The sequence below is a fragment of the Micromonospora echinofusca genome (assembly GCF_900091445.1).
Taxonomy (GTDB): domain Bacteria; phylum Actinomycetota; class Actinomycetes; order Mycobacteriales; family Micromonosporaceae; genus Micromonospora; species Micromonospora echinofusca.
Genome location: NZ_LT607733.1, coordinates 2703622 through 2729073, shown reverse-complemented (window position 1 = coordinate 2729073; position 25452 = coordinate 2703622). Strand labels below are relative to the sequence as shown.

Here is a 25452-nt window from a genome sequence, read left to right as displayed (position 1 = left end):
GGGAGGTTTTCCCTGCTCAGGCGGGGAAGCTCGCTCTGCCGGACGGGACGTCGCAGGGACCACCATCGAGCCATGGTTCGTACCGGTCGTGCTTCCTTCGCTCAGGAACGACTCTATTTCCTCAACCAGCTCCAGCCCGGCAACCCGGCGTACGTGGTGGCGTTCGCCGTCCACCTGCACGGGGCGTTGCGGCCCGAGGCGCTGCGCGCGGCGCTGACCCGCGTGGTCGCCCGGCACGACGCGCTGCGCACCACGTTCGCGCTGGTCGACGGCGTACTCACCCAGCGGGTGTCACCCACCCCGCACGCGCACGTCGAGGTGCAGACGGGCGCGTGGGCCGACCGGGAGATCCAGGAGGCCTTCCTGCACACCCTGGTGGCCGAGCAGGCCCGACGCCCGTTCGAGCTCGGTGACGGCCCGGTGCTGCGCGCCTTCCTGCGTTCCTGGGGACCGCACGAGCACACCCTCGCGGTGCTGGTGCACCACATCGCCTGCGACGGCTGGTCGGTGGGGCTGCTGCTGCGCGACCTCGCGGCCGAGTACCACGCGGCGCTGTCGGGGACGCCCGCCGCCTACGCCGAACCGGCGCAGTCGTACCTGGCGTACGCGCAGCACCAACGCGACTGCTTCGAGCGCGACAGCTCCGGGCTGGACTTCTGGCGCGCCGAGCTGCGCGACGTCCCGCAGCTCGCGCTGCCCACCGACTTCCCCCGGCCGAGCGTGCTCAGCGCCGACGGCGCGGTGCTGCGCCGCCCCGTCGAGCCACGGCTGGTCGAGCGCCTGACCGCGTGGGCCCGTTCGCGGGGCACGACGCTGTTCACGGTGACGCTCGCCGCGTACGCCTCGGTGCTGTCGCGCTACGCCCGCCAGGACGAGGTGGTCATCGGAGTGCCGGTGGCCAACCGGATGGACGAGGCCGAGGAGCGCGTCGTCGGCTGCCTCGTCAACACGCTGCCGATCCGGCTCGACCTGTCCGGCCGGCCCGGCTTCGCCGAGCTGGTCGAGCGGGCCCGCCGGGCCAGCATGGCCGCGTTCGCCAACCAGGACGTGCCGTTCGAGCAGATCGTGGCGGCCACCGTCGGCGAACGGCAGCTCAGCCACGCGCCCCTGTTCCAGACCTCCCTGACGGTGCAGAACTTCCCCTTCGCGTTCCCCGAGTTCGACGGGGTGACGGTCACCGAGGTCGACGTCGAGGTCGACGTGACCAAGTTCGACCTGGGCCTGACCCTCGACGTCTCCACCGCCGCGCCGTTCCTGCGGGCCGAGTACAGCACCCAGCTGTTCACCCCGGAGACCGTCACGACGCTCCTCGCGCACTACCTGACCTTCCTGCGGTCGATCGTCGACGGGCCGGACGCCGAGCCGAGCATGGTGGACGAGGCGGAGCGGCTGCTGCTGACCGAGGGGGTGAACCCGCCGGTCGCGCGGCGGCCGGCCGAGCACCCGTCGGTGCTGCGCCGCTTCGTCGAGCACGTGGCGCGCACCCCCGACGCGGTGGCCGTACGCCATCGGGACGTGGAGGTCACCTACGCCGAGCTGGACCGGTGGGCCGGGCGGATCGCGGCCGGGCTGGCCGACCGGGGGGTGGGTCGCGGCGACCGCGTCGGACTGCTGCTGCGCCGCTCCCCCGCGATCGTCGCGGCGATTCTGGGCGTGTGGAAGCTCGGCGGCGTCTACGTTCCGCTGGACCCCGAGTATCCACGACAGCGCCTCGAACTGATCACGGCCAGCGCCGACCTGCCGGTCATGCTGGTGGAGGCCGCCACCGCCGACACGGCCGGCGCGCTGGCGCGGGGCCGCGACATCCGGCTGGCCGACGCGCACACCCTCGACGGGACGTCCGTGGTCGCACCGACGTTCCCCGGGCCCGGCGACCAGGCGTACGTCATCTACACCTCCGGCTCCACCGGGGTGCCCAAGGGCGTCATGGTCGGGCACGGCGGCCTGGACGCCCTGAACGACCCGACCCCCGCCGGCCTCGACGTCACCGCCGACGACGTGTGGCTGGCCGCCAGCTCGTTCTCGTTCGACGCCTCGGTGTGGGAGATGTGGGGCGCGTTGAGCACCGGCGGGCGGCTGGTCGTCGCCGACCAGGCCGACCTGGTGGACCGCGAGCGGCTGGCCGCGCTGGTGCGCCGCGAGGGCGTCACCGTGCTGTTCCAGACCCCCGGCGCGCTCTACCGGCTGCTGCCGCCGTACCTGCGGCTGCTGGACGCCGACGAGGTCTCCCCCATCCGCTACGTCGTCCTCGGCGGCGAGGCGCTGAGCTGGTCGCGGGTCGCGTCGCTGGTCGCCGGCGCGCCGGGGCTGCGCGCGGTGTTCGTCAACATGTACGGCATCACCGAGGGCACCATCCACGTCACGATCTTCGAGGCCCCCACCGCGGAGCTGGCCCGGGTCAGGGAGGGCACCATCGGTGTGCCGCTGCCGTCGGGGCGCTGCTACGTCCTCGACGACGACCTGCGGCCGACCGGCCGCAACGTGCCCGGCGAGCTGTACTGCGGCGGTGTGCTCGTGGCGCACGGCTACGTGGGCAACCCGGAGCTGACCGAGGCGCGCTTCCTGCCCGACCCGTACGGCGGGGGCGTGATGTACCGGACCGGCGACGTCGTCAGGTGGGGCCTCGACGGGAACCTGGTGTACCTCGGCCGCACCGACACCCAGGTGCAGCTGCGCGGCTACCGTGTCGAGCTGGCCGAGGTCGAGGGCGCGTTCCTGACCCACCCGGCGGTGCGCTCGTGCGCGGTGGCGGCGGAGAACGACGAGCTGGCCGCCTTCGTCGTCGGCGACCTCGGCCCCGACGCCGAACGCGAGCTGCGCGCCCACGTCCGCGCGACGCTGCCGGCGTACATGGTGCCGTCGCGCATCCTGTCGGTCGCGGCGGTCCCGCTCACCGCCCACGGCAAGGTGGACACCGCCCGCCTGCTGGCCGACAGCCGGGCCGCCCGCGACACCACCGTGCCCGCCGCACCGCGCGGGCACACCGCCGGCAGCGGGTTGGAGGAGCGCATCCGGGCCTGCTGGAGCGAGGTGCTCGACCGGGCCGACGTCGGGCTGCACGACAACTTCTTCGACCTGGGCGGGCACAGCTTCGCGCTGATCGCACTCCAGCAGCGGCTCTCCGACGAGGGACTGGAGGTCTCCGTGACGGACCTGTTCCGCGCCGGCACCGTCGCCGGCTGCGCCGCCCACCTGCAACGGGCGGCACCGGTGGTCGCCGACGCGCGGGTGGCGCAGCGCCACCGGGGACGGGCCCTGCTGGCGGAGCGGCGCCGCACCACGGGAGGTCGCCGTGGCTGAGCCGCACGACGGCGCGGCGGTGGCCGTGGCTGAGCCGCACGACGGCGCGGCGGTCGCCGTGGCTGAGCCGCACGACGGCGCGGCGGTGGCCGTGGTCGGTATGGCCGTGCGGGTCCCCGGCGCCGGACGCGACCTGGACCTCTTCTGGCACCACGTGGTGAACGGCATCGACGCGGTCACCTTCTTCACCCCCGAGCAGCTCCTCGGCTGGGGCGTGCCCAAGGACATGGTGGAGCGGCCCGACTTCGTGCCCGCCCGGGCGGTGCTGCGCGACGCGGACCGCTTCGACCACCGGCTGTTCAGCTACTCGCCGTCGGACGCCGCGCTGATGGACCCGCAGCAGCGGATCCTGCTGGAGTGCGCCTGGGCCGCGCTGGAGCACGCCGGGCACCCGCCGGTCGCCGCCGACGGCAACCGGATCGGGGTGTACGTCGGCACCGGCCTGAACGTCTACCTGCTCGACAACGTGTGGCCCGACGAGCGCGCGGTCGAGGCGGCCGGCGGCCTGGGGCTGATCATCGGCAGCGACAAGGACTTCGCGGGCACCCGCATCGCGTACAAGCTGAACCTGCAAGGCCCGGCGCTGACGGTGCAGACCGCCTGCTCGACGTCGCTGGTCGCCGTGCACCAGGCCGCGCAGGCGCTGCTGACCTACGACGCCGACATGGCGCTGGCCGGGGGCGCCACGGTGGCCCCGCCGACGCGGCGCGGGCACCTGCACGAGCCCGGCGGGATCTTCTCCTCCGACGGCCGGTGCCGGACGTTCGACGCGGCGGCCGACGGCACCGTGCCCGGCGACGGCGCGGGCGTGGTGGTGCTCAAGCGGCTCGACGACGCGCTGCGCGACGGCGACACCGTGCACGCCGTGATCCGCGGCTCGGCGGTCAACAACGACGGCGCCCGCAAGGCGGGCTTCACCGCGCCCGGCCCCACCGGCCAGGCCGACGTGATCTCCGCGGCGATCGGCGTCGCGGGCGTCGACCCGGACAGCGTCGGCCTGGTCGAGACCCACGGCACCGGCACCGCGCTCGGCGACCCGATCGAGGTGGCGGCGCTGCGGCAGGTCTTCGACAGCGACCGGCCCGACCGGGCGCCCTGCGCGCTCGGCGCGGCCAAGTCGGTCGTCGGGCACCTGGACACCGCCGCCGGAGTGATCGGCCTGATCAAGACGGTGTTGGCGCTGAAGCACCGCGTGGTCCCGCCGATCGCCCACCTCGCCACGCCCAACCCCGCGGTACGGCTGGACGGCTCGGTGTTCGAGCTGCCGGCGACGGCCCGACCCTGGGCGCCGATCGACGGCGTACGCAGGGCCGGGGTGAGCGCCTTCGGCATCGGCGGCACCAACGCCCACGTCGTGCTGGAGGAGGCTCCGCCCGCCCGGCCCCGGCCGCGCCGCCACGTCACCGAACTGGTCCTGGTCTCCGCCAAGACCGCCGCCGTGGCGCAGGACAGCCTGGACCGCACCGTCGCCTGCGTGGCGCAGACCGCGCCCGGCGAGCTGGCCGACCTGGCGTACACGCTGCGCACCGGCCGGGCACGGCTGCCGTGGCGGGCCGCGTTCCTGACCGGGTCGCACGGCGCGCCGGCCGCGCCCCGGCAGGTCGACGCGAGGACGCGGGCGCGCGGGGTGGCGCTGCACCTCACCGGCGCCGGCGAGCTGACCGGGAACCGACCGAACTACGACGCCGACCCGGTGTACCGCCGGGTCGTCGACGAGGGCGTGGCGCTGCTGCGCGACCGGGACCTCGACGAGGCCGTACGGCAGCGGTGCACCCGGCTGCTGGCCTGCGTCGGCCTGGCGCGGTCGCTGCGCAGCCGGGGCGTGGCCCCGCGTGCGCTGGCCGGCGGCGGCCTCGGCGCCGTGGCGTGCGCGGTCGTGGCCGGGGTCATGTCCGTCGCGGACGCGCTGGCGCTGGTGTGCGGCGCGGACGTCGACGGCCTCCGGCTCGGACCGGCCGAACTGCCCGTGCACGTGCCGGGCGGGCAGCCACCGACCGGGCCGGACGGGCTCGCGTACTGGCGGGCGCGGGCGGCCGAGCCGCTCGCACCGGCGGTGCCGCCGCAGCTCGACGGGGCGCTCTGGATCGAGGTCGGTACGAGCGTCACCGCACACCTGGGCCCGGACGCGCCCGCGCTGCCCGCCGACCGGCACGCCCGGCTGCTGGCGATCGTCGGCGCGCTGTGGCAGCGGGGCCTCGCCGGCGCCTGGGACCCCGTGCACGACTCGGGCCGCCGCCGGCTGCCCGCCCCCACCTACCCCTTCGCGGCCACCCGGCACTACCTGGACGCCCCCGCGACCCGACTGGACTCAGAGAGGCAGCACTGATGCGCGACGTACACGACCGGACCTGGGTGGGCGAGTTCGAGCAGCTCTGGATGGAGGTGCTCGGCGTCGACACGGTCGACGACGACGACGACTTCTTCGACCTCGGCGGCCACTCGCTCAGCGCGCTGCGGCTGAGCACCCTGATCCGCCAGGAACTCAACCTCGCGGTGATGTTCGGCCACGTGCTGGAGAACCCCCGCTTCGCCGACCTGCGGGACGTCGCGGGCCAGGTGCCGCTGGACAAGCCGGTGGCGGAGACCGTCTGATGGCCGCCCCGGATCTCTCCGCCTGGACGCCGCTCGCCGCGCGGGTGCTCGGTCTCGCGCCCGAGCGGCTGCGCGACGCGGCGGGCACCGAGTCGTTCGTCGGGCTGGGCGGCACCTCGCTCCAGGCCATCGCGCTGGTCTCGCTCGGCCAGCGCGAGCTGGGGGCGCACGTGGACAGCGCCCGGCTGCTGTCGGCGCTGCCGCTGGCGCGGGCGCTGGCCGGCGCGGTGGCGCACGTGGACACCGCCCCGCCGGTGGCCGCGCGCCGGCCGGCCGAGCTGGAGCTGCTGCCGGGTCAGCGCGCCATGCTCGCCGCGCACCTGCTCGAGCGCGACGCGCCGTACCACCTGATGTTCACGCTGGAGGCGGACGGGCCGCTCGACGAAGCCCGGACCCGGACGGCGCTGCGGGAGCTGACGACCCGCCACGAGGCGCTGCGTACGCGCTTCGTCCGCGACCCGCGTCAGGCGCGGATCGTGCTGCCCGCGCCGTACGAGCCGCGGCTGCTGCACCAGACGCTGCCCGACGACGACCCGGTACGCGCCGTGCACGACCTGTACGGCCGCTCGGCCGCGCGGCTGCTGCGTCCCTTCGCGCAGCCGCCGGTCGTCTTCGTGCTGACCCGCGCCGGGCGGCGTGACCTGCTCACCCTGCTGGTGCACCACACGGTCGCGGACGGCTGGAGCATCGGGGTGCTCTGGCGCGAGTTCGCCGAGCTCTACGCCGCCGCCGGCCCGACCGGCCCCGCGCCGTCGCCGGACTGGGTCTGCTCGCGGCTGGCCGCGCAGGAGGCGTCCGGGGCGCTGGACGGCGCGCTGGCGCGGGTCGCGGCCCGGCTGGACGGCGCGCCGTGGACGGTCACGCTCCCCACGGACCTGCCCCCGGTCGTCGAGGCCGACGGCCACGGCGCGCGCCTGCGCTTCCACCTCGACGCGGCAACCACGCGGGCCGCGACCGCGCTGGCCCGGCACTGCCGGGTGACGGTGACGTCGGTGGCCATGGCGGCGTGGGCGCTGGCCGCGTCCCGCCAGGCGGGCCTGACCGACCTGGTGCTCGGGGTGCCGGCGGCGGGCCGGTTCGAGGCGGGCATGGCCGGCATCGTGGGCCTGTGCACGCGCGTCGTCCCGGTGCGCTGCGCGGCGGGCGACGACGTCGACGCGCAGGACTACGTACGCGCCGTGGCCGCGTCGCTGGCCGAGGCGGCGGCCGACGCCGACGTGCCGTTCGAGCGGGTCGTCTCCGGGCTCGACGTCGCCACCGACCCGGGCCGCAACCCGCTGGCGCAGCTCGGCTTCGCCGCCCACCACGAGCTGGTGCCCGACGAGCTGGTCGCGGGGGGCCGCGCCTGGCGGGTGCACGAGGGCCACTGCCACGGCGCGGTGTTCGACGCGCTGCTCTACCTCCAGTCGTGGTCGGAGCGTCCCCGCTTCGCCCTGGAGTACGCGACGTCGGCGCTCACCGCCGCCGACGCCGGCGAGCTGGCCGAGTCGTTCCAGGCGGCACTGCGGGAGCTGGCCGCCGGGCCGGGCGCCGCCCTGCGCGACGTCACCACCCTGTCGGCGGGGCAGCGCGCGCGGCTGCGGGCGCTGGGCACGGGCGGGTCACACGACACGACCGACGACGTGTGGAGCCGCTTCGCGGCGCACGCGCGATCCGCGGGCGAGCGGATCGCGCTGGTCGACGCGCACGCCGGACGCACCCTGACCTACCGCGAACTGCACGACGGCGCCGTCGCACAGGCGCGGCTGCTGCACGCCAGCGGGGTACGGGCCGGCGACGCGGTGCTCCTGGAGCTGCCGCGCTCGGCCGCCGAGGCCGTGGCGGTGCTGGGCGTGCTGCGGCTGGGCGCGCACTACGTCGCGGTCGACCAGCACGCCACCGGCGAGTGGCGGGCGCACCTGGCCGCGACCGTCGCGCCGCGCGCCCGCCTCGGCACGGCCCCGGCCGACGCGGAGTACGCGACCGTCCCCGACTGCGCCCTGGCCGGCCCGGACCATCCGACGCGGGCCGGGGGCGCGGAAGGCGGCGACGACCCGCTCGGCGCGGCCCCGACCGACCCGGCGCGCACCGCGTACGTCTCCTTCACCTCGGGCTCGACCGGGGTGCCCAAGGGCGTGGTCGTCCCGCACCGGGCGGTGCTGCGGCTGGCCGACGACCCGGGGCTGTTCGCCGACCGGGCGGGCATGCGGATGATGCGGCTGTCGCCGCTGGCGTTCGACGCGTCCACACTGGAGCTGCTGGTGCCGCTGGCCAACGGCGACACGGTGGTGGTGTTCCCGCCCGGGGAGCCGACGCCCAGCGGCCTGGCCGAGTTCCTGCGCACCACCGACGTCACGCACGCCTGGCTGACCTCCGGCGTGTTCCACCTGGTCGCCGACCACCGGCCGGACGCGTTCGCCGGGCTGCGGCAGGTGTTCACCGGCGGCGGCGTGGTGTCCCCGGCGCACGTACGCCGGGTGCTGCGGGCCTGCCCGGGACTGCGCGTCACCAACGGCTACGGCCCCACCGAGAACACCACGTTCACCACGACCTGGTCCGTCGAGCACGCCGACGCGACGCCCGACCCGCTGCCGATCGGCGCGCCGGTGCGCGGCACCGACCTGCACGTGGTCGACCCGGCGGGGCGCCCCGTCCCGCCGGGCGCGATCGGCGAGCTGCGCACGGCGGGCACCGGCCTCGCCGACGGTTACCTCGACGACCCCGCCCGCACCGACGCGTCGTTCGTGCGGCACGGGGATCCGCCGGTGCGCCTGTACCGCACCGGGGACCTGGTGCGCTGGGGCGCGGACGGGCAGCTGCGCTTCCTGGGCCGCAACGACCGCCAGGTGAAGATCGCCGGGCACCGGGTCGAGCTGGTCGACGTCGAGCGCAGGCTGCGGGCGCGACCCGGGGTGCGCGACGCGGTGGTGTTCACCACCGGCGACCCGGTCACGGGCGTAAGCCTCTGCGCCGCCCTCAAGCCCGCGCCCGGCGGCCTGGACGCCGACGCCGTGCGCCGCGCCGTGGAGGCCGAGCTGGCCCCCTACGCCCGGCCGCAGCAGTGGGTGACCGTGGCCGAGTTCCCGCTCGACCGCAACGGCAAGGTCGACCTGCGGGCCCTGGCCGCGCTGGCCGGGGCGCCGCCGCCCGACGCCGCGTCGGGCGCCGGCGCCGCTGCGCCGGCGCCCGACGCGCGCTCGGCGTCGCTGGCCGAGTTCGAGGAGCTGGTGACGGGCGCCTGGGTGGAGGCGCTGGGCACCGACGACTTCGACGTCGACGAGGCGTTCTTCGACGTCGGCGGCGAGTCGCTGCGGCTGGCGATCGTGCGCCGGCTGCTCCAGCAGCGGCTGGCCGGCCGGGCCATCCCGCTGACCGACCTCTACCGCTTCCCCACCGTCCAGACGCTGGCCCGGCATCTGCACGCACAGACCGAAGGAGCAGGCGCATCCTCATGAACGGCGACATCGCGATCGTAGGCCTGGCGGGCCGGTTTCCCGGTGCCGCCGACGTCTGGGAGTACTGGTCCAACGTGGTCGCCGGGAAGATCACGATCAGTGAGCTGACGCGCGGGGAGCTGCTGGCGGCGGGCGTGCCCGCGCAGCGGCTCGACGACCCGGCGTACGTGCCGGCACGCGGCGTGCTGGCCGACCCGGACCTGTTCGACGCCGCCTTCTTCGGCATCACGCCGCGCGAGGCCGAGACCATGGACCCGCAGCACCGGCTGCTGATGCAGACGGCGTGGGCCACCCTGGAGTCCGCCGGCTCGGCCACCGGGCGCCCCTTCGGCCGGGTCGGCGTGTTCGCCGGGGCCGGGTTCAACTACTACGCGCTGCACCACGTGTACCCGCACCCCGGCCTGGTCGACACCCAGGGGCTGCTCTCGGTGGTGCTGGGCAACGAGAAGGACCACCTCGCCGCGAAGATCGCGTACCGGCTGGACCTGGGCGGTCCCGCCGTGACCGTGCAGACCGCCTGCTCGACGTCGCTGGTGGCGGTGCACCTGGCCTGCCAGAGCCTGCGTACGGGCGACTCGGACGTCGCGCTCGCCGGCGGGGCCTGCGTGGCGGTGCCGCAGCAGGCCGGCTACCTCTACGAGACGAAGGGCATCATGTCGCCGGACGGCGCCTGTCGGCCCTTCGACGCCTCGGCAGCCGGAACCGTCCCCGGCAACGGCGTCGCCATGGTGGCGCTCAAACGGACCGAGGACGCCCGCCGCGACGGGGACACCGTCTACGCGCTGATCAAGGGGTCGGCCGTGAACAACGACGGCGGCATGAAGGTCGGCTACACCGCGCCCGGCGTCGCCGGACAGATCGACGTGCTGACCCGCGCGTACGCCGCCGCCGACGTCGATCCCGCCACCGTCGGCTACCTGGAGGCGCACGGCACCGCCACGGAGGTGGGCGACGCGATCGAACTGGCGGCGCTGGGCGAGGTGTTCCGCCCGGGCGCGCGGGCGTGCTCCATCGGCTCGGTCAAGGCCAACGTCGGCCACCTCGACGCGGCCGCCGGCGTCTCCGGGCTCATCAAGGCCGCGCTGGCCCTGCACTTCCGGCAGATCCCGCCGCTGGCCGGCCTCAAGCAGGCCCGCCCCGAGCTGCTCGACGGGTCGACCCCGTTCACCGTGGACACCGTGGCCCGCCCGTGGGATGCCGACGGGCCGCGCCGGGCGGCGGTCAGCTCCTTCGGCCTGGGCGGCACCAACGCCCACGTGGTGCTGGAGGAGGCCGACGGCCCGGCCGGTTCCGGTGCCGGGGCGGCCGACGGTCGCACCGAGTTGATCGTGCTGTCCGGGCGCGACCCGGAGGCGGTCCACGCGGCCGCCGAGCAGTGGAGCGAACACCTGCGGCAGCGCCCCGACCTGGCCGTCGCCGACGTCGCGCTGACGTCGCAGACGTACCGCAGGCACTTCACGCACCGCCTCGCGGTCGCCGCGCGCGACGTCCCGGCGACGCTGGCCCGGCTGCGCAGGGCGCCCGTGCGCGAGGCCGCGCGCCGGCCCAGCGTGCTGTTCCTGTTCCCGGGCCAGGGGGCCGAGTTCCCCGCCATGTCGCGGGGCCTCTACGACCGCTACCCGTCCTTCCGGGCGGAGCTCGACCACGGGGCGGGGCTGCTGGCCCCGCTGCTGGGGCTGGACCTGCGCGACGTGCTGGTCGACGACGACCCGCACGGGCTCGTGCACCGCACCGACGTCACCCAGCCCGCGCTGGCGCTGCACGAGCTCGCGCTCGGCCGGCTGCTGGTGTCGTGGGGCGTACGCCCGGCGGCACTGATCGGTCACTCCGTCGGCGAGTTCGCGGCCGCGGCGCTGGCCGGCGAGCTGGCCGCCGACGACATGCTGCGCCTGGTCGCGACCCGCGGCAGGCTGATGCAGGACGCGCCCGAGGGTGCCATGCTGGCCGTGCTCGCGCCGCCGTCGGCCCTCCACGAGCACCTCGCGGGGCTGGACGACCTCGACGTCGCCGCCCGCAACGCCCCCGAGTTCACGGTGGTGGCCGGTCCGGTGGCGCCACTCGCCGCGTTGCGGGAACGCCTCGACGCGGCGGGGGTGCAGTGCCGGGCGCTGCCCGCGCAGCGCGCCTTCCACTCGCGGATGATGGCCGACGCGGCGCGGCTGCTCGGCGCCGAGGCCGACGGCGTCGCCCGGCGGCCCCGGACCGTCCCGGTGATCAGCACGGTCGACGGCACGCTGCTGGGCAAGGGGCTGCCGCGCGCCGAGGGCTACTGGGGCGCGCAGCTGCGCAGCCCGGTGCGCTACCACGACGCGCTGCTGACCGGTCTGGGCCTGCCCGACCCGGTCCTGGTCGAGGTCGGGCCGGGCACCGCGCTGACCGGCATGGCCCGGCAGGGCGGGTCGCGGGCGCCCGGGTTCGCCCTGCAACCGCGGCCGACGGAGCGGGCCGACGCCGGCGACGTACTCGCCGGGCTCGGCGGGCTGTGGACCGCCGGGGCGTCCGTCGACTGGGCCGCGGTGCGCGGCGACAGCGGCGCACGGCGGGTCCCGCTGCCCACGTACCCGTTCGCCCGCACCCGGCACTGGCTCGACGCCGCGCCGCCACCACCGGACGCGGCCGTCGCCGAACCGGCGCCGCAGCCCGCCGCCACCGGCGAGGACGAGGTGGTGAAGGAGATCATGGAGCTGTGGGGCAGGATGCTCGGCTGCGCCGACATCGGGCCGGACGCGAACTTCTTCACCCTCGGCGGCGAGTCGCTGCTGTTCATCCGCATGATCAGCCAGGTGCAGCGCAGGTTCGGGGTACGCATCCCCGCCGACGCGCTGTCGGCGGATCCGACGCCGCGCGCGCTGGCCGGGCTGGTGACGGCATGACCGGCCACGACGAGTTGGATCTGGTCGCGGCGGTGGCGGCCGTGCTCTGCCACCGCCTGTCGGGCGCGACCTCGGTCGCGGTGCGCGGCCCGCGCGGCGACGTCCTGGTGCGGGTGTCCCCCGACAGCACCCTGACGGGGGTACGCGAGCAGGCACGCCGCCTGCGGCCGGATGCCGTCGTCGCGGCCGGCGCGGCGGACCCGTCCGCGCCGGGCGGTGCCGTGGACGTCCTGCTGGCCACGCCCGGGACGGACGTCGCCGGGGCGTCGGCGGTCCTCGGCGGGGTGCCGGTCCGGTTCGCCCGCGAGCCGGGGGAGCCGGCGTACCTGCGGGAGCGCCTGGACACCCTGCGCGCCTGGCTCACCGCCCATCCGGACCGGCCGGCGCGGGAGGCCGCGCTGGTCGGCCCGGTGGAGCGCGGCACGCTGCTCGGCTTCAACCCGGCGCCCACCCCCGCGCCGCGCACGCCCGTGCACGAGACGATCTGCCGCCAGGCGGAGCGCACCCCGGACGCCGTCGCGCTGCGCGGGGGCGGACGGGAGCGCAGCTACCGCGAGTTGCTGGACGAGGCGGCGGCGCTGGCCGGGCGGCTACGCGCCGAGGGCGTGGGACCCGGGTCGGTGGTCGGGCTGTGCACCGAGCGCAGCCCCGAGATGGTGGTCGCGGTGCTCGGCGTCCTGCTGGCCGGCGGCGCGTACCTGCCGCTGGACCCGTCCCACCCGCGCCCGCGGCTGGACCTCATGCTCCGCGCGGCCGACGCCGCGCTGGTGCTCGCCGACGACGCGGGGCGGGCCGCGCTGGGCTCCGGCGGCGGGCCGTCCGTGCCCGTACAGCCGCTGACCGGCGGCGACCTGCCCGCCGCGCCCGTCGGCTGGCGTGGCTACCGGGCGCCGGAGGAGGTCGTCGAAGGGCTGTCGTACGTCATCTTCACCTCCGGCTCGACCGGGGCGCCCAAGGGGGTGCAGATGACGCACCTGTCGCTGGCCAACCGGCTGGTGTGGATGCGCGACGCGTACCGCATCGGCCCCGGCGACGTGGTGCTGCAGAAGACCCCGTACACCTTCGACGTGTCGGTGTGGGAGCTGCTGTGGGCGTTCATGACCGGCGCGACGCTGGTCACCGCCGAGGCGCAGGCCCACCGCGACCCGCAGGAGATGGTCGACGTCGTCGCCCGCGAGTCGGTGACCACCGTGCACTTCGTGCCGTCCATGCTCGCCCTCTTCGTCGAGGAGGCCGGCCTGGCCCGCTGCGCCAACCTGCGCCGGGTGATCTGCAGCGGGGAGGCGCTGCCGCCGAAGCTGGTCAACAAGCTCACCGCGGCGCTGCCGCAGGTCGAGGTGCACAACCTGTACGGGCCCACCGAGGCCGCCATCGACGTGACCGCCTGGCCGTGCCGCCGCCCCGAGCCCGAGGACACCGTCCCCATCGGCCGGCCGATCGCGAACGTCGCCGCGTACGTCCTCGACGAGCGCGGCGGGCTGTCCCCGCTGGGTGTGCCCGGTGAACTGGTCCTGGGCGGGGACTGCCTGGCCAGGGGGTACGCGGGGCGACCCGACCTGACCGCCGAGCGGTTCGTCGAGGTGGCGGTCGCCGGGTGGCCGCAGCGGGTGTACCGCACCGGCGACCTGGCCTGGTGGTCGCCGGACGGGCACCTGCACTACGGCGGGCGCATCGACACCCAGGTGAAGATCCGCGGGCAGCGGGTGGAACTCGGCGAGATCGAGTCGGTGCTCAACCGGCACCCGCTCGTCGCCAACAGCGTCGTGCTGCTGCGCGACGACCTGGGCGCCGCCGCGACGCTGGTGGCGTACGTGGTGGCCGAGCGCGACGCCGACCCGGGCGCCGTGGCCGAGCCCGCGCTGCGCGCGTTCCTGGCGCGGCAGCTGCCCGACCACATGGTGCCCCTGCGGTACGTGGCCCTGCCGGAGCTGCCGGCGACCGCGAACGGCAAGGTCGACCGGCGGGCCCTGCCCGCCCCGCCGGCCCGGGTGCGCCGGCGGGTGGCACCCGTCGACGTCGCCGCCGGGCTCTCGAGGGCCGGGGGTCGATGAGCGCGGCGGGACCCGCCACCGTCCGCGCGTCCGATTCTCCTGGTAGCCGCCCCTGCGGCGCGGGCCTGGTGCAAGACTGGGGCTGTCGCCGAGGGGGATGCGCATGTCCGCAGGTCGTTACCTTGCCGTCGCCGGTCCGCGCCAGCTCCGCGAGGGCGAGGTGTCCGTGACCGAGCCGGGGCCCGGCCGGGTGACGGTCGACATCGCGTACACGGGGATCTGCGGCACGGACGTGCACGGTTACACCGACGGGCACATGCTGCCGCCGGCGGTCTTCGGGCACGAGTGGACCGGTGCGGTCTCGGCGGTGGGCGACGGCGTGGACGGCCTGCGGGTCGGGCAGCGCGTGGTGGGCGCCGTGGGGCCGGCATGCGGCCGTTGCCGCCAGTGCGTCGCCGGGCACGCCCGCAACTGCGACACCGTGTTCGCCGAGGCCAACGGGGTCGACGCCGACGCGCCGCCGCACGGCGCCTTCGCCACCCGGGTGCAGGTCTCGGCGCGGCGGGTGATCCCGGTCCCGGAGAGCCTCTCGGACGTGGAGGCGGCGCTCGTGGAGCCGGCCACCGTCACCTTCCACGCCGTGCGGCGGGTGGCGGCGGAGTACGGCACCACGACCGTGATCCAGGGCGCCGGCCCGATCGGGCTGCTCACCGCTCAGCACGCGCGTAACGCCGGGGCGGGGCCGATGGTCGTCTCCGAGCCGTCCGCGGCGCGGCGCGCGCTGGCCGGCGACCTCGGCTTCGCGCACGTGGTCGAGCCCGCCGAGCTGTCGGCCGCGCTGGACGAGCTGACCGGCGGCCTGGGCGCCGACGTCGTGTACGAGTGCAGCGGCGTGCCGGCGCTGTTGCAGCCGTCGGCGGAGCTGGTGCGCCGGGGCGGGACGCTCGCGTTGCTCGGCTATCCGCTGGAGAACTCGAGCGTCAGCTACGGCGACTGGCAGAGCCGCGAGCTGACGGTGATCGGGTCACTGGCCTACCACCACGAGGACTTCGTGGGCGCCATGCACGCGATCGCCGCGCGTCGGATCGACGTGGCGTCGCTGCACACGGGCACCTTCGGTCTGTCGTCGCTGAAGGACGTCCTCGAGGAACTCGACTCGGGCCGCAGCGAGCACACCAAGGTGCTGATCGACCCGAACCGGCCGGAACGGGCCTGATTCGGCAGGTGGCGCGCCCTGGCCGGGTCAGTGCGGGAAGGCCCGGGGCGTTCGCCGCTCGACCTCGTCGCGGAACTCCTCGATCCGGGACGCCACCTGCCGCATGCCGACGGTGTGTTCCAGCCGGTCGAGATAGAGCGATCGGCGGGCCAGACCGTCGAGGTCGAAGCTGAAGTAGATCGCCATCAGCGGGTTGACGAACAGGGTGCTGCCCCGGGTGCGTCGGGTCACGTGCACGTCCCCGTCGGCGCCGCGGATGGCGGCGGCGATCTGCCCGTGCACGATGCTGGGCCGCAGCGGCGTGGCCGCCTGCCCGTACGCCACCGCCTCCCGGTACAGCCGCGCCTCCCGGCTGTCGCCCGGGATGGACAACGCCCCGAGGTACGCGCCGTCGCGGTCGAGGGCGGCGATGTTCTCCAGCACCTGGGTGTGGTTCACCCCGTGGTACGCGTCGATGCCGAACCCGAGGCACACCACCAGCTTCACCGGCACGTCCAGGCCGGCGACCGCGGCGAGGCTGGTCATGTCCTCGACGGGGGTGCCGAGGCCGGCCTCGTCGCCGCGCATGAGGATGTCCGTGCCTCCGTCGACCAGCACCACCGCGTCGACGCCGAGCACGTCGACCAGGTGTCGGTAGGCGTCGCGCAGCGGTTCCACGCCCACCTGCGGGAAGGCGTACACGGTGCACGGCTGGTCGTTGGCGGCGAGCCAGCGGGCCAGCGCCCGTTCCGGGAAGTACTCGTCGAGGCCGGCGGTGTCCGGGGTGACGGCGGCGACGTGCTGCGCCGCCCAGGCGTCCAGGTCGAGCGTTTCGAGCCGCGTGAAGGACAGGTTGGCCAGGTGCACGGTCCGCCCGGCGTCGCGTAGCGCGACGGCCAGCGGAATCGCGGCGTACACGTCGAAGCCGCCACCCGCCCCGGCGATCAGCACGGTGCGGGCCGACTCCAGCGCGGCGAACAGCGGTGGTACGGCCAGCGACGGCATCGGGTCTCCTCAGGCGACGGTCTCAGGGTGCTGGGGCCGCACGGCGGGATCGGCGTACGTCGGTCCGTTCAGAACAGCGTCGACGGCCCGACCGGCTCCGGTTCCGGCAGTGGCTCGATCCCGGGCAGGCGCGCCCGGACCTCGTCGTGGAACCGGCGGGCCAGCTCGGGCGCGTCGGCGTTGTCCGGGGTGTGCACGAACATCGTCGGCGAGCGGCCCTCGCGCAGCCAGCCGGTCACCACGTCGAGCCACGGTTGCCAGCCCTCGACGGTGCGGGCGGGGTCGTCGCGGCCGAGGTACCGCACGATCGGCCGGTCGGTCAGCGCGCGGGTGCGCAGCGGGGTGCGCGGCTTCCTGGTCCACGCCTCCCGCTCCGCGTCGCTGGTCGGCGGGGTGCGGAAGAACGCGGTCGTGTCGAAGGGGACCCACTCCGCGCTGGCCGCGGCGAGCGCCTCCTCCAGCATCCGTGCCGCCCGGGGATCGTCGAAGAACGCGGGGTGGCGGACCTCCACGGCGTACCGGTGGGTGGCGGGCAGCCCGCGCAGGAAGCGGGCCAGCGCGGGTACGTCGGCGGGCCCGAACGAGCCCGGCAGCTGGATCCAGAGGGCGTGGGCCCGTGGGCCGAGGGGTTCGACGGCGTCGAGGAAGGCCCGGAGTTCCTCGTCGGCGCCGGTGAGCCGGCGCTCGTGCGTGACGATCTTCGGCAGCTTGGGCACGAAGCGGAAGTCGGGGTCGGTCTGCTGCGCCCAGGAGGCGACCGTCTCGCGGGTGGGGGTCGCGTAGAAGGTGGTGTTGCCCTCGACGGCGGTGCACCAGCCGGCGTACGCGCGCAGCCGCTCGTTCGCCGGCAGCGGGTGCGCCAGGAAGCGCCCCTGCCAGGACTTGTGCGTCCACATGGCGCACCCCACGTGCAGGCGCATCGGATGCCTCCCACCGCTCGACGGCCAGGACGCGGGGTGATCCGCGCCGCGGGTACGGTATCCGGCCGCGCCGGGCGGGTCCACGCACGGGCGGCCGGCCGCACCGTGCGGTACGGCCGGGCGCCCTCTCCGGTGCGGTCAGGCGCGGCCCTGGTCGTGCGGCACGGTGACGGTCACGGTGCAGCCGATCGGGCGGCCGATCTCGTCGTGGCCCCCGTACGTCAGGGTGTGGACCCTGTCCCCGCCGGCGCCGTCGCGTTCCGCCCGCAACCGCCCGCTGGTGTCGGGCGTGCCGACGGGGTGCGGACGGTTCCCCACACCGGTGACGACCGTGGACGTCGCGCGACAGGCCGCAGGGCGGCGCGGCGTCACGCTGGGTGAGACAACGACCTGACCGCAGCGGCGAAGCGGGCCGCCCAGTCGACTGCTAATACGTATTAGCATCTATGCTTCTCGAATGTTGCTCGACCCGGAAGGGTCTTGTCAAGAGCTCGGCCGCCGGCCGGCGCGACGCCCCCACAGCCCGCTGGAGGCTTGCCCGCCGCCGGGTCCGCCGGGTGGCCGCTCCGGAGCTAATCCGCATTACTCCTGCGACTTCATCTCCGCGAAATCTCTTCGCCCACCCTTGACACGAGCGGGGTCGGCCCGCCAGGCTCCTCCCCAACGCCGAGCGCTAATACGCATTAGCCGCACCGGAAGGACCAGTCGTGCCCTCTACCCCCCGACGCGTGACGCAGCGTGACATCGCGCGGTTGGCCGGCGTCAGTCAGGCAACCGTGTCGCTGGTGCTCAACAACCGGGCCGACGCCGACGTGCGCATCGCGCCCGAGACCCGCGACCGCGTGCTGCGGACCATCGCCGAGACCGGCTACGCCGCCGACCCCGTGGCACGCCGGCTCGCCGCCCGGTTCAACCGGATCCTCGGGGTGTTCACCTACGAGCCCGCCTTCCCCAGCGGCAGCCGTGACTTCTTCCACCCCTTCCTGCTGGGCATCGAGGAGTACGCGGAACGGGCCGGCTGCGACCTGCTGCTGTTCACCAGCGCCCCGGTGGTCGACGGCCGGCGACGCATCTTCCACCAGGACAACCGGCTGCGCCTGGCCGACGGGTGCATCCTGCTCGGCCGGGAGATCGACGCCGCCGAGCTGCACCGGCTCAACCGGGACGGCTTCCCGTACGTCGCCGTCGGGCGCCGCGACGACGCCGGCGGACCGGTGCCGTACGTCGGCGCCGACTACGCCACGGCGGTGGGCGAGCTGGTCGCCCTGGCCCTCGCCCGCGGCCACCGGCGCCTGGCCTACCTGAACACGGACCTGACCGCGGAGTCCTCGGCGGACCGGCGGCGCGGGTTCGTCGCGGCCGCGACGGCCGCCGAGAGCGCCCGCCACCTGACGGCCGTCGCCGGCGACGCCGAGGCGATCCTCGACGACCTGCTGGCCGACCGGACCACCGTCGCGTTCATCGAGGACTTCGCCACCGCCGTGGCGCTGGAGCAGGCCGCCCGGCGGCGGGGCCTGAGCGTCCCGGCCGACCTGTCGATCCTGACCCTCGGCGACCCGACGGTCCCGGTTCCCACCGACCTGGCCTTCACCGGGTTCCGCATCCCCCGCGAGGAGATGGGCCGGCAGTCCGTCGAGGTGCTGGCCGGCGTCATCGACGGCAGCGCCGTCGGCGTCCAGCAGCGGCTCCTGCCCTGCGAACTCGTCGAGGGCGACACCCTCGGCACCCCCTGATCGGCGGTCCACCGCAGCTCGGCGGTGACCGTGCAACCGGAAGGAAGCAAGTGGTACAGATGCGTGCGGACGTCCTCGTCGTCGGGGGCGGGCTGGGCGGGGTGGCGGCGGCGCTCGCCGCGGCCCGGGCCGGCCGGTCGGTCATCCTGACCGAGGAGTTCGACTGGCTCGGCGGGCAACTCACCAGCCAGGCCGTCCCGCCGGACGAGCACTCCTGGATCGAGCAGTTCGGCGCCACCGCGAGCTACCGGGCGCTGCGCACCGGGATCCGCGACTACTACCGCCGGCACTACCCGCTCACCGAACGGTCCCGGGCCTGGAGCGACCTGAACCCGGGAGCCGGCTGGGTGAGCCGGGTCTGCCACGAGCCCCGGGTGGCCGTCGCCGTCATCGAGCAGATGCTGGCGCCGTTCCTCGGCTCCGGCCGGCTGAGGGTGCTCCAGCCGTACCGGCCGGTGGCCGCGCAAACCGACGGGGACCGGGTGGTCGGGGTGACCGTGGCGCACCGCGACCGGGACGAGCGGATCGACCTCGTCGCCCCGTACGTGCTGGACGCGACGGAGACCGGCGAGCTGCTGCCGCTGACCGGCACCGAGTACGTCACCGGCTTCGAGTCGCAGGCCGACACCGGCGAGCCCAGCGCCCCGGCCGACGCGCAGCCGATGAACATGCAGGCCGTCTCCGTCTGCTTCGCCCTCGACCACGTCGACGGCGACCACACCATCGAGCGGCCGGCGAACTACGACTTCTGGCGCGACTACAAGCCCGACTTCTGGGGCGACCGGCTGCTGTCCTGGCGCTCGCCGCACCCGCGCACCCTGGAGATCGTCGAGCGCAGCTTCACCCCCAACCCGGACGACGACCCGCTGGCCGTCAACGCCGACCAGCGGCTCAACCCCGGCGACGGCAACCTCTGGACGTTCCGGCGCATCGCCGCCCGGCGCAACTTCACCGACGGCGCGTACGACAGCGACATCACGCTGGTGAACTGGCCGATGATCGACTACTTCGAGGGCCCCGTCATCGACGTGCCGAACGCGTCGTGGCACCTGAGCAAGGCCCGCGAGCTGTCGTACTCGGTGCTCTACTGGATGCAGACCGAGGCGCCCCGGCCGGACGGCGGGACCGGCTTCCCCGGGCTGCGCCTGCGTGGCGACGTGACCGGCAGCCGTGACGGCCTGGCGCAGGCGCCCTACATCCGTGAGTCGCGCCGCATCCGCGCCGAGTACACGGTGGTCGAGCAGGACCTGTCGCTGGCCGTACGCGGCGAGCACGGCGCGGTCGCCTACCCGGACTCGATCGGCGTCGGGATGTACCGCATCGACCTGCATCCCTCCACCGGCGGCGACAACTACATCGACGTCGGCTCCTGCCCGTTCGAGATCCCGCTGGGGGCGCTGATCCCGCAGCGGGTCGAGAACCTGCTCCCGGCCGGCAAGAACATCGGCACCACCCACATCACCAACGGCAGCTACCGGCTGCACCCGGTCGAGTGGAACGTCGGCGAGGTCGCCGGCCTGCTCGCCGACTTCTGTCTGGCGCGGGGCGAGTCCCCGCGCGCGGTCCGCGGCACCCCCCGCCTGCTGGCCGACTTCCAGGACCGCCTCACGGCGGCCGGCGTGGAACTGCGCTGGCCCCAGGTCGCGGGCTACTGAACACCCCCGTTGAGGAGAAGATCATGAGATTGGGAAAGGCTGTACGCGGTGTCGCGGCGACACTGGCCGGCGTCCTCGCCCTGACCGCCTGCGGCGGCGGTGACGAGGCCGGGGACAAGGGTCCGGCCAGTCTGCGGATGACCGTCTGGTCGGCCAACGAGGCGCACCTCAAGCTGTTCAACGAGATCGCCGACGAGTACCGCAAGAGCCACCCGGACGTCGCGTCGATCACGTTCGACCCGCTGCCGTTCGAGAACTACACCACGACGCTGACCACCCAGATCGCCGGCGGCAACGCGCCCGACCTGGCCTGGGTCTTCGAGAACTCGGCGCCCGACTTCGTCGCCTCCGGCGCGCTGCTGCCGCTGGACGACAAGCTCAAGAAGACCGAGGGCTACCAGTACGACGACATCTCCCCCGCCACGCTCAAGCTCTGGCAGGACGGGGGCAAGCTGTACGCGTACCCGTTCTCCACCTCGCCGTTCGGGGTCTTCGTCAACACCGACCTGCTCAAGAAGGCCGGGCAGAAGACCCCGGCCGAGCTGATCGCGGCCGGGCAGTGGAACTGGGACACCGCGCTGACCGTCGCCGGCGCCACCGCGGGCGCGACCGGCAAGGCCGGCCTGGTGATCCGCGACTTCGACTACAAGGGCTGGGACAACCTGTCGACCGTCTGGACGGGTTGGGGCGCCCAGGCGTGGAGCGAGGACGGCAAGTCCTGCGGCTTCGCCGCCCCGGAGATGGTCGAGGCGATGACCACCCTGCACAAGGCGATCTTCACCGGCAAGGCGCTGCCCGGCCCGGGTACGACCGCCGACTTCTTCGCCGGTGACGCCGCCATGACGGTCACCCAGATCTCCCGCGCCTCGCTGCTGAAGCCGGACGGGTTCGGCTGGGACCTGGTGCCGCTGCCGGCCGGGCCGAAGGGCAACTACTCCGTGGTCGGCCAGGCCGGCGTCGGCGTGATGAAGAAGAGCAAGAACGCGGACGCGGCGGCGGACTTCCTCGCCTTCCTGACGAACCCCACCAACTCGGCCAAGCTGGCCCAGTTCTTCCCGCCGCCGCGCCAGTCGCAGCTCACCGCGGAGACGCTGGCCAAGTCGAACCCGACGCTGAAGCCCGAGCAGTTGCAGAAGGTCGTCATCGACGGCATCACCAACGGCGTGGTCAAGCCCAGCCACGCCGGGCAGGCCGAGCTCAGCCAGCAGGTGCGCGCCGGGCTCGACCCGCTCTGGAAGGCGGACGCGGACGTCAAGGCCGTCCTCGACGGCGTCTGCACCAAGATCCAGCCGCTGCTGGCGAAGTAGGGCGCCTGACCATGTCCCAGACGGACACGACGGTGGGCGGGGTCGAGGCCCCGCCCACCCGGGACCGGTCGCGGCCGTACTGGACCAGTCGCCGCCGCGACCAGCTCACCGGTTACCTGTTCATCGCTCCCCAGCTGCTCGGCAGCGCCGTCTTCGTGATCCTGCCGCTGATCCTGGTGGTCTGGTACAGCCTGCACGAGTGGAACGTGCTGGCCGGCACGTTCGACTTCGTCGGCACCGAGAACTACGCGGCCCTCGCCGAGGACACCAACCTGGGCTCGGTGCTGCGGGCCACCGGCCTGTTCTCGGTCGGGCTGGTGGTGTTCAACCTCGGCCTGGCCCTGCTGCTGGCCGTACTGCTCAACCAGAAGCTGCGCGGGACGATCCTGTTCCGCACCCTGTTCTTCTCCCCCGTGGTCGTCTCGCTGGTCGCCTGGACCATCGTGTGGGGGTTCCTGTTGCAGGACAACGGCGGCGTGAACGGCCTGCTCGACACGATCGGCGTGGACGGGCCGAACTGGCTGCGTGGTGAGGGCACCGCCATGTTCTCGGTCGTGGTGGTGCAGGTGTTCAAGAACGTCGGCCTCAACATGGTGCTCTTCCTGGCCGCGCTCCAGGGGGTGCCGGCCGAGCTGTACGAGGCCGCCGAGGTGGACGGGGCGAGCCGGCTGCGCCAGTTCTGGCGGATCACCGTACCGATGATCAGCCCGACCATCCTGCTCACGTCGATCATCACGGTGGTCGGCTCGTTGCAGGTCTTCGCGCAGATCGCCGTGCTCACCCAGGGCGGCCCGGGCACCTCGACCACGGTGCTCGTCTACTACCTCTACCAGCAGGCGTTCCAGTTCCATCACTTCGGTTACGGCGCCACCCTGTCGATCGTCCTGTTCGTCATCGTGCTCGCGCTCACCGTGCTCCAGTGGCAGATGCGGAAGAGGTGGGTCCACCATGAGTCGTGAGCTGTCGCGCCGGACCAAGCTGCTGCTCTACGGGGTGTTGATGGTCCTGGCGGTCCCGTTCGTCTTCCCGACCTGGTGGATGGTCACCTCGTCGCTGAAGCCGGTGTCGGACATCTTCGCCTTCCCGCCGAAGCTGCTGCCGGTCGACGCGGAGCTGGACGCGTACCGGCGGGTGTTCGAGTTGCAGCCGTTCGGCCAGCAGTACCTGAACAGCCTCTACATCGCGCTGGTGGTCACCGTCGGCACCCTGGCGGTGGCGGCGTTGGCCGGGTACGCCTTCGCGCGGATCCGCTTCCCCGGCCAGAACGTGCTCTTCCTGGTGATCCTCGCCGGCCTGCTCATCCCGAGCGAGGTGACAATCGTGCCGCTGTTCCAGATGTTCTTCAAGCTGGGCCTCGTCGACACCCACTGGCCGCTGATCCTGGTGCCGATCCTCGGGGCGCCGAGCGTGCTGGCGACCTTCATCATGCGGCAGTTCTTCATCAGCCTCCCCGGCGAGCTGGAGGAGGCAGCCCGGGTGGACGGGCTGGGCCGGTTCGCCACCTTCTGGAAGATCGCCCTGCCGCTGTCGCGGCCCGCGCTGGGCGCGGTCGCCATCTTCACCTTCCTGCACAGCTGGAACCTCTACCTGGAACCGATCGTGTTCCTCTCCTCGCCGGAGAAGTTCACCCTGCCGCAGGCGCTCACCCAGTTCGTCGACGCCTACGGCGGCCCGATGTGGAACGTCCAGCTCGCCGCGGCGTCGATGACCGCGCTGCCGGTCCTGGTGGTCTTCGTCATCGCGCAGAAGCAGTTCGTCGAGGGCCTGGCGCACACCGGGCTCAAGGGATGACGGTGCCGACCGCCCGGGTGGGCGTCGACATCGGCGGCACGAAGACGGCGGCGGCGCTGGTCGGTGCCGACGGCGAGGTGCTGGGGCGTCGCCTGGCACCCACCCCGGCCGGGTCGGGGCCGGCGGCCGTGCTGGACACCGCCGCACGACTCGCCCGGGAACTGCTCGATCCGGGCGACGCCGGCCCGGTCGGCGTGGGCACCGCCGGCACGGTCGACCCGGGCACCGGCACCATCCGGTACGCCACCGACAGCCTGCCCGGCTGGTCCGGTACGCCGGTCGCCGACGAGCTGGCCGCGCGGCTGGCCCGACCGGTCCGGGTCACCAACGACGTGAACGCCGCCGGGCTCGGCGAGAGCTGGGTGGGTGCCGCCCGGGGCCGGCGGGAGCTGCTGCTGGTCGCGGTCGGTACCGGCCTGGGCGGCGCGCTGCTGCGGGGCGGCCGGATCTCCACCGGCGCCCGGGGTGGCGCCGGCGAGGTGGGGCACCTGCCGGCTCCCGGCGCCGAGCGGCTGCGCTGCGGCTGCGGCCGGTACGGGCACCTGGAGGGCATCGCCTCGGGCACGGGACTCGCCGCCGCGTACGCCCTGCAGACCGGCGTGCGGATCAGCGGACGGGACGTGGCCGAGCGGGCGGCGACCGGCGAGCCCGTCGCCCACGAGGTGGTGGAGCGCGCCGCGACGGCGCTCGGCCGGGCGCTCGCGGGGCTGGTCGCCCTGCTCGACCCGCAGGCCGTGGTGCTCGCCGGCGGGGCGGCCGACGCCCTGCTGCCCGCGGCCCGCGCCGCCTTCACCGCCGAACTGCCCGCGGCCTGGGCGGACGTGCCCCTGCTCCCCGCGGCGCTCGGCGCCGACGCGGTCGTCGTGGGCGCCGCCCGGCTGGCCGGCCAACCCGGCCACGACGGGCAGGCGGACGGCATCCCGGCCGTGCCCACCGATGAGAGGACGAGAGCGTGAACGTGTTCGACCAGCTGGCCGGCGGCCTCGTGGTCTCCTGCCAGCCGCTGCTCGACGACCCCGACGACCCGATGCGCGACCCGTACGTGCAGGCCCGGGTGGCCGCGGCGGTGGTGCGCGGCGGCGCGGTGGCCGTGCGGGCCAACGGCACCGCCGACGTCCGGGCGATCCGCGCCGCCGTCGACGTGCCGGTCATCGGGCTGCACAAGCAAGGCGTCGACGGGGTGTTCATCACCCCGACGGCGGCGCACGCGCTCGACGTCGCCGCAGCCGGCGCCCACATCGTCGCCGTGGACGCCACCGACCGTCCCCGCCCGGACGGTCGCAGCTTCGCCGACACGGTACGGGCGCTCCGGGAACGGACCGACGCGCTGGTGCTCGCCGACGTCTCCACCGTCGAGGAGGGCGTGGCCGCCGTGCGGGCCGGCGCGGACGCCGTCGCGACGACCCTCGCCGGCTACACCCCGGCCAGCTCACCGACCGACGGACCGGACCTGACGCTGCTGGCCCGCCTCGCCGGTGTGCTGACGGTGCCGGTGATCGCCGAGGGTCGCTACCGCAGCGTCGAGCAGATCGGAGCGGCGTTCGCCGCCGGTGCCCACGCGGTGGTGATGGGCAACGCCGTCACCTCGCCGCTGTGGATCACCCGCCACCTGGTGCCCGCCACTCCGGCCGGCGCCCGCCTCACCTGACGCGGAAC

Annotated in this window: 17 protein-coding genes; 14 read left to right on the top strand and 3 right to left on the bottom strand. The window is 74.7% G+C overall.

Annotated elements, in window-relative coordinates; all coding sequences use genetic code 11:
* Nucleotides 1-72: 72 nt before the first annotated feature.
* The 7 genes from GA0070610_RS12045 (at nucleotide 73) to GA0070610_RS12015 (ending at nucleotide 15406) form a co-directional block, all read left to right on the top strand.
* Entirely contained in the window at nucleotides 73-3300 is a 3228-nt protein-coding gene (locus GA0070610_RS12045) for a non-ribosomal peptide synthetase (RefSeq protein ID WP_089000113.1), read from the top strand.
* Nucleotides 3293-5626 carry a beta-ketoacyl synthase N-terminal-like domain-containing protein gene (locus GA0070610_RS12040; protein WP_089000112.1) on the top strand — a complete coding sequence of 778 codons (2334 nt, stop codon included), beginning with the start codon at nucleotides 3293-3295 and terminating at the stop codon, nucleotides 5624-5626. Before GA0070610_RS12045 ends, GA0070610_RS12040 begins: the two co-directional genes overlap by 8 nt.
* Nucleotides 5626-5892, top strand: a complete 267-nt coding sequence (locus GA0070610_RS12035) for a phosphopantetheine-binding protein (protein WP_089000111.1) — start codon at nucleotides 5626-5628, stop codon at nucleotides 5890-5892. Before GA0070610_RS12040 ends, GA0070610_RS12035 begins: the two co-directional genes overlap by 1 nt.
* Nucleotides 5892-9326: a non-ribosomal peptide synthetase gene (locus GA0070610_RS12030; protein ID WP_089000110.1), complete on the top strand. Its 3435-nt coding sequence runs from the start codon at nucleotides 5892-5894 to the stop codon at nucleotides 9324-9326. Before GA0070610_RS12035 ends, GA0070610_RS12030 begins: the two co-directional genes overlap by 1 nt.
* On the top strand, nucleotides 9323-12199 hold the full coding sequence (locus GA0070610_RS12025) for a type I polyketide synthase (RefSeq protein ID WP_089000109.1): 2877 nt from the start codon (nucleotides 9323-9325) through the stop codon (nucleotides 12197-12199). The genes GA0070610_RS12030 and GA0070610_RS12025 overlap by 4 nt, the downstream gene beginning before the upstream one ends.
* On the top strand, nucleotides 12196-14250 hold the full coding sequence (locus GA0070610_RS12020; RefSeq protein ID WP_089000108.1) for an amino acid adenylation domain-containing protein: 2055 nt from the start codon (nucleotides 12196-12198) through the stop codon (nucleotides 14248-14250). The genes GA0070610_RS12025 and GA0070610_RS12020 overlap by 4 nt, the downstream gene beginning before the upstream one ends.
* 103 nt (nucleotides 14251-14353) lie before the next feature.
* The gene (locus tag GA0070610_RS12015) at nucleotides 14354-15406 is read left to right on the top strand and encodes a zinc-dependent alcohol dehydrogenase (protein ID WP_089003443.1); all 1053 of its coding nucleotides are present in this window, start codon (nucleotides 14354-14356) and stop codon (nucleotides 15404-15406) included.
* A 27-nt stretch (nucleotides 15407-15433) separates the two neighbouring features.
* On the opposite strand, the gene GA0070610_RS12010 is transcribed toward GA0070610_RS12015, so the two are convergent.
* The 3 genes from GA0070610_RS12010 to GA0070610_RS12000 all read right to left on the bottom strand — a co-directional run bounded on the left by GA0070610_RS12010 (nucleotide 15434) and on the right by GA0070610_RS12000 (nucleotide 17628).
* Nucleotides 15434-16390: a DUF1152 domain-containing protein gene (locus GA0070610_RS12010; protein WP_089000107.1), complete on the bottom strand. Its 957-nt coding sequence runs from the start codon at nucleotides 16388-16390 to the stop codon at nucleotides 15434-15436.
* Nucleotides 16391-16458: 68 nt separating this feature from the next.
* Nucleotides 16459-17286: a DUF72 domain-containing protein gene (locus GA0070610_RS12005; RefSeq protein ID WP_197697880.1), complete on the bottom strand. Its 828-nt coding sequence runs from the start codon at nucleotides 17284-17286 to the stop codon at nucleotides 16459-16461.
* A 162-nt stretch (nucleotides 17287-17448) separates the two neighbouring features.
* Nucleotides 17449-17628, bottom strand: a complete 180-nt coding sequence (locus GA0070610_RS12000) for a hypothetical protein (protein ID WP_089000105.1) — start codon at nucleotides 17626-17628, stop codon at nucleotides 17449-17451.
* Nucleotides 17629-18038: 410 nt separating this feature from the next.
* On the opposite strand from GA0070610_RS12000, the gene GA0070610_RS11995 reads away from it, so the two are divergent.
* Genes GA0070610_RS11995 through GA0070610_RS11965 form a run of 7 tightly spaced genes read left to right on the top strand, consistent with a single transcriptional unit; the run spans nucleotide 18039 to nucleotide 25444 of the window.
* Nucleotides 18039-19043 (top strand): LacI family DNA-binding transcriptional regulator, encoded by a 1005-nt coding sequence (locus tag GA0070610_RS11995; protein WP_231926085.1) that lies wholly within the window; start codon nucleotides 18039-18041, stop codon nucleotides 19041-19043.
* 59 nt (nucleotides 19044-19102) lie between these two features.
* Nucleotides 19103-20698: an FAD-dependent oxidoreductase gene (locus GA0070610_RS11990; protein WP_089000103.1), complete on the top strand. Its 1596-nt coding sequence runs from the start codon at nucleotides 19103-19105 to the stop codon at nucleotides 20696-20698.
* A gap of 23 nt (nucleotides 20699-20721) precedes the next feature.
* Nucleotides 20722-22005: an ABC transporter substrate-binding protein gene (locus tag GA0070610_RS11985; protein WP_089000102.1), complete on the top strand. Its 1284-nt coding sequence runs from the start codon at nucleotides 20722-20724 to the stop codon at nucleotides 22003-22005.
* Nucleotides 22006-22016: 11 nt separating this feature from the next.
* The gene (locus GA0070610_RS11980) at nucleotides 22017-22964 is read left to right on the top strand and encodes a carbohydrate ABC transporter permease (protein WP_089000101.1); all 948 of its coding nucleotides are present in this window, start codon (nucleotides 22017-22019) and stop codon (nucleotides 22962-22964) included.
* On the top strand, nucleotides 22954-23796 hold the full coding sequence (locus tag GA0070610_RS11975; RefSeq protein WP_089000100.1) for a carbohydrate ABC transporter permease: 843 nt from the start codon (nucleotides 22954-22956) through the stop codon (nucleotides 23794-23796). Before GA0070610_RS11980 ends, GA0070610_RS11975 begins: the two co-directional genes overlap by 11 nt.
* A complete protein-coding gene (locus GA0070610_RS11970) occupies nucleotides 23793-24752 on the top strand; it encodes an ROK family protein (RefSeq protein ID WP_089000099.1) in 960 nt (319 codons plus the stop codon). The genes GA0070610_RS11975 and GA0070610_RS11970 overlap by 4 nt, the downstream gene beginning before the upstream one ends.
* Nucleotides 24749-25444, top strand: coding sequence for an N-acetylmannosamine-6-phosphate 2-epimerase (locus tag GA0070610_RS11965; protein WP_089000098.1), 696 nt, complete (start codon nucleotides 24749-24751; stop codon nucleotides 25442-25444). The genes GA0070610_RS11970 and GA0070610_RS11965 overlap by 4 nt, the downstream gene beginning before the upstream one ends.
* The last annotated feature ends 8 nt before the right edge of the window (nucleotides 25445-25452 follow it).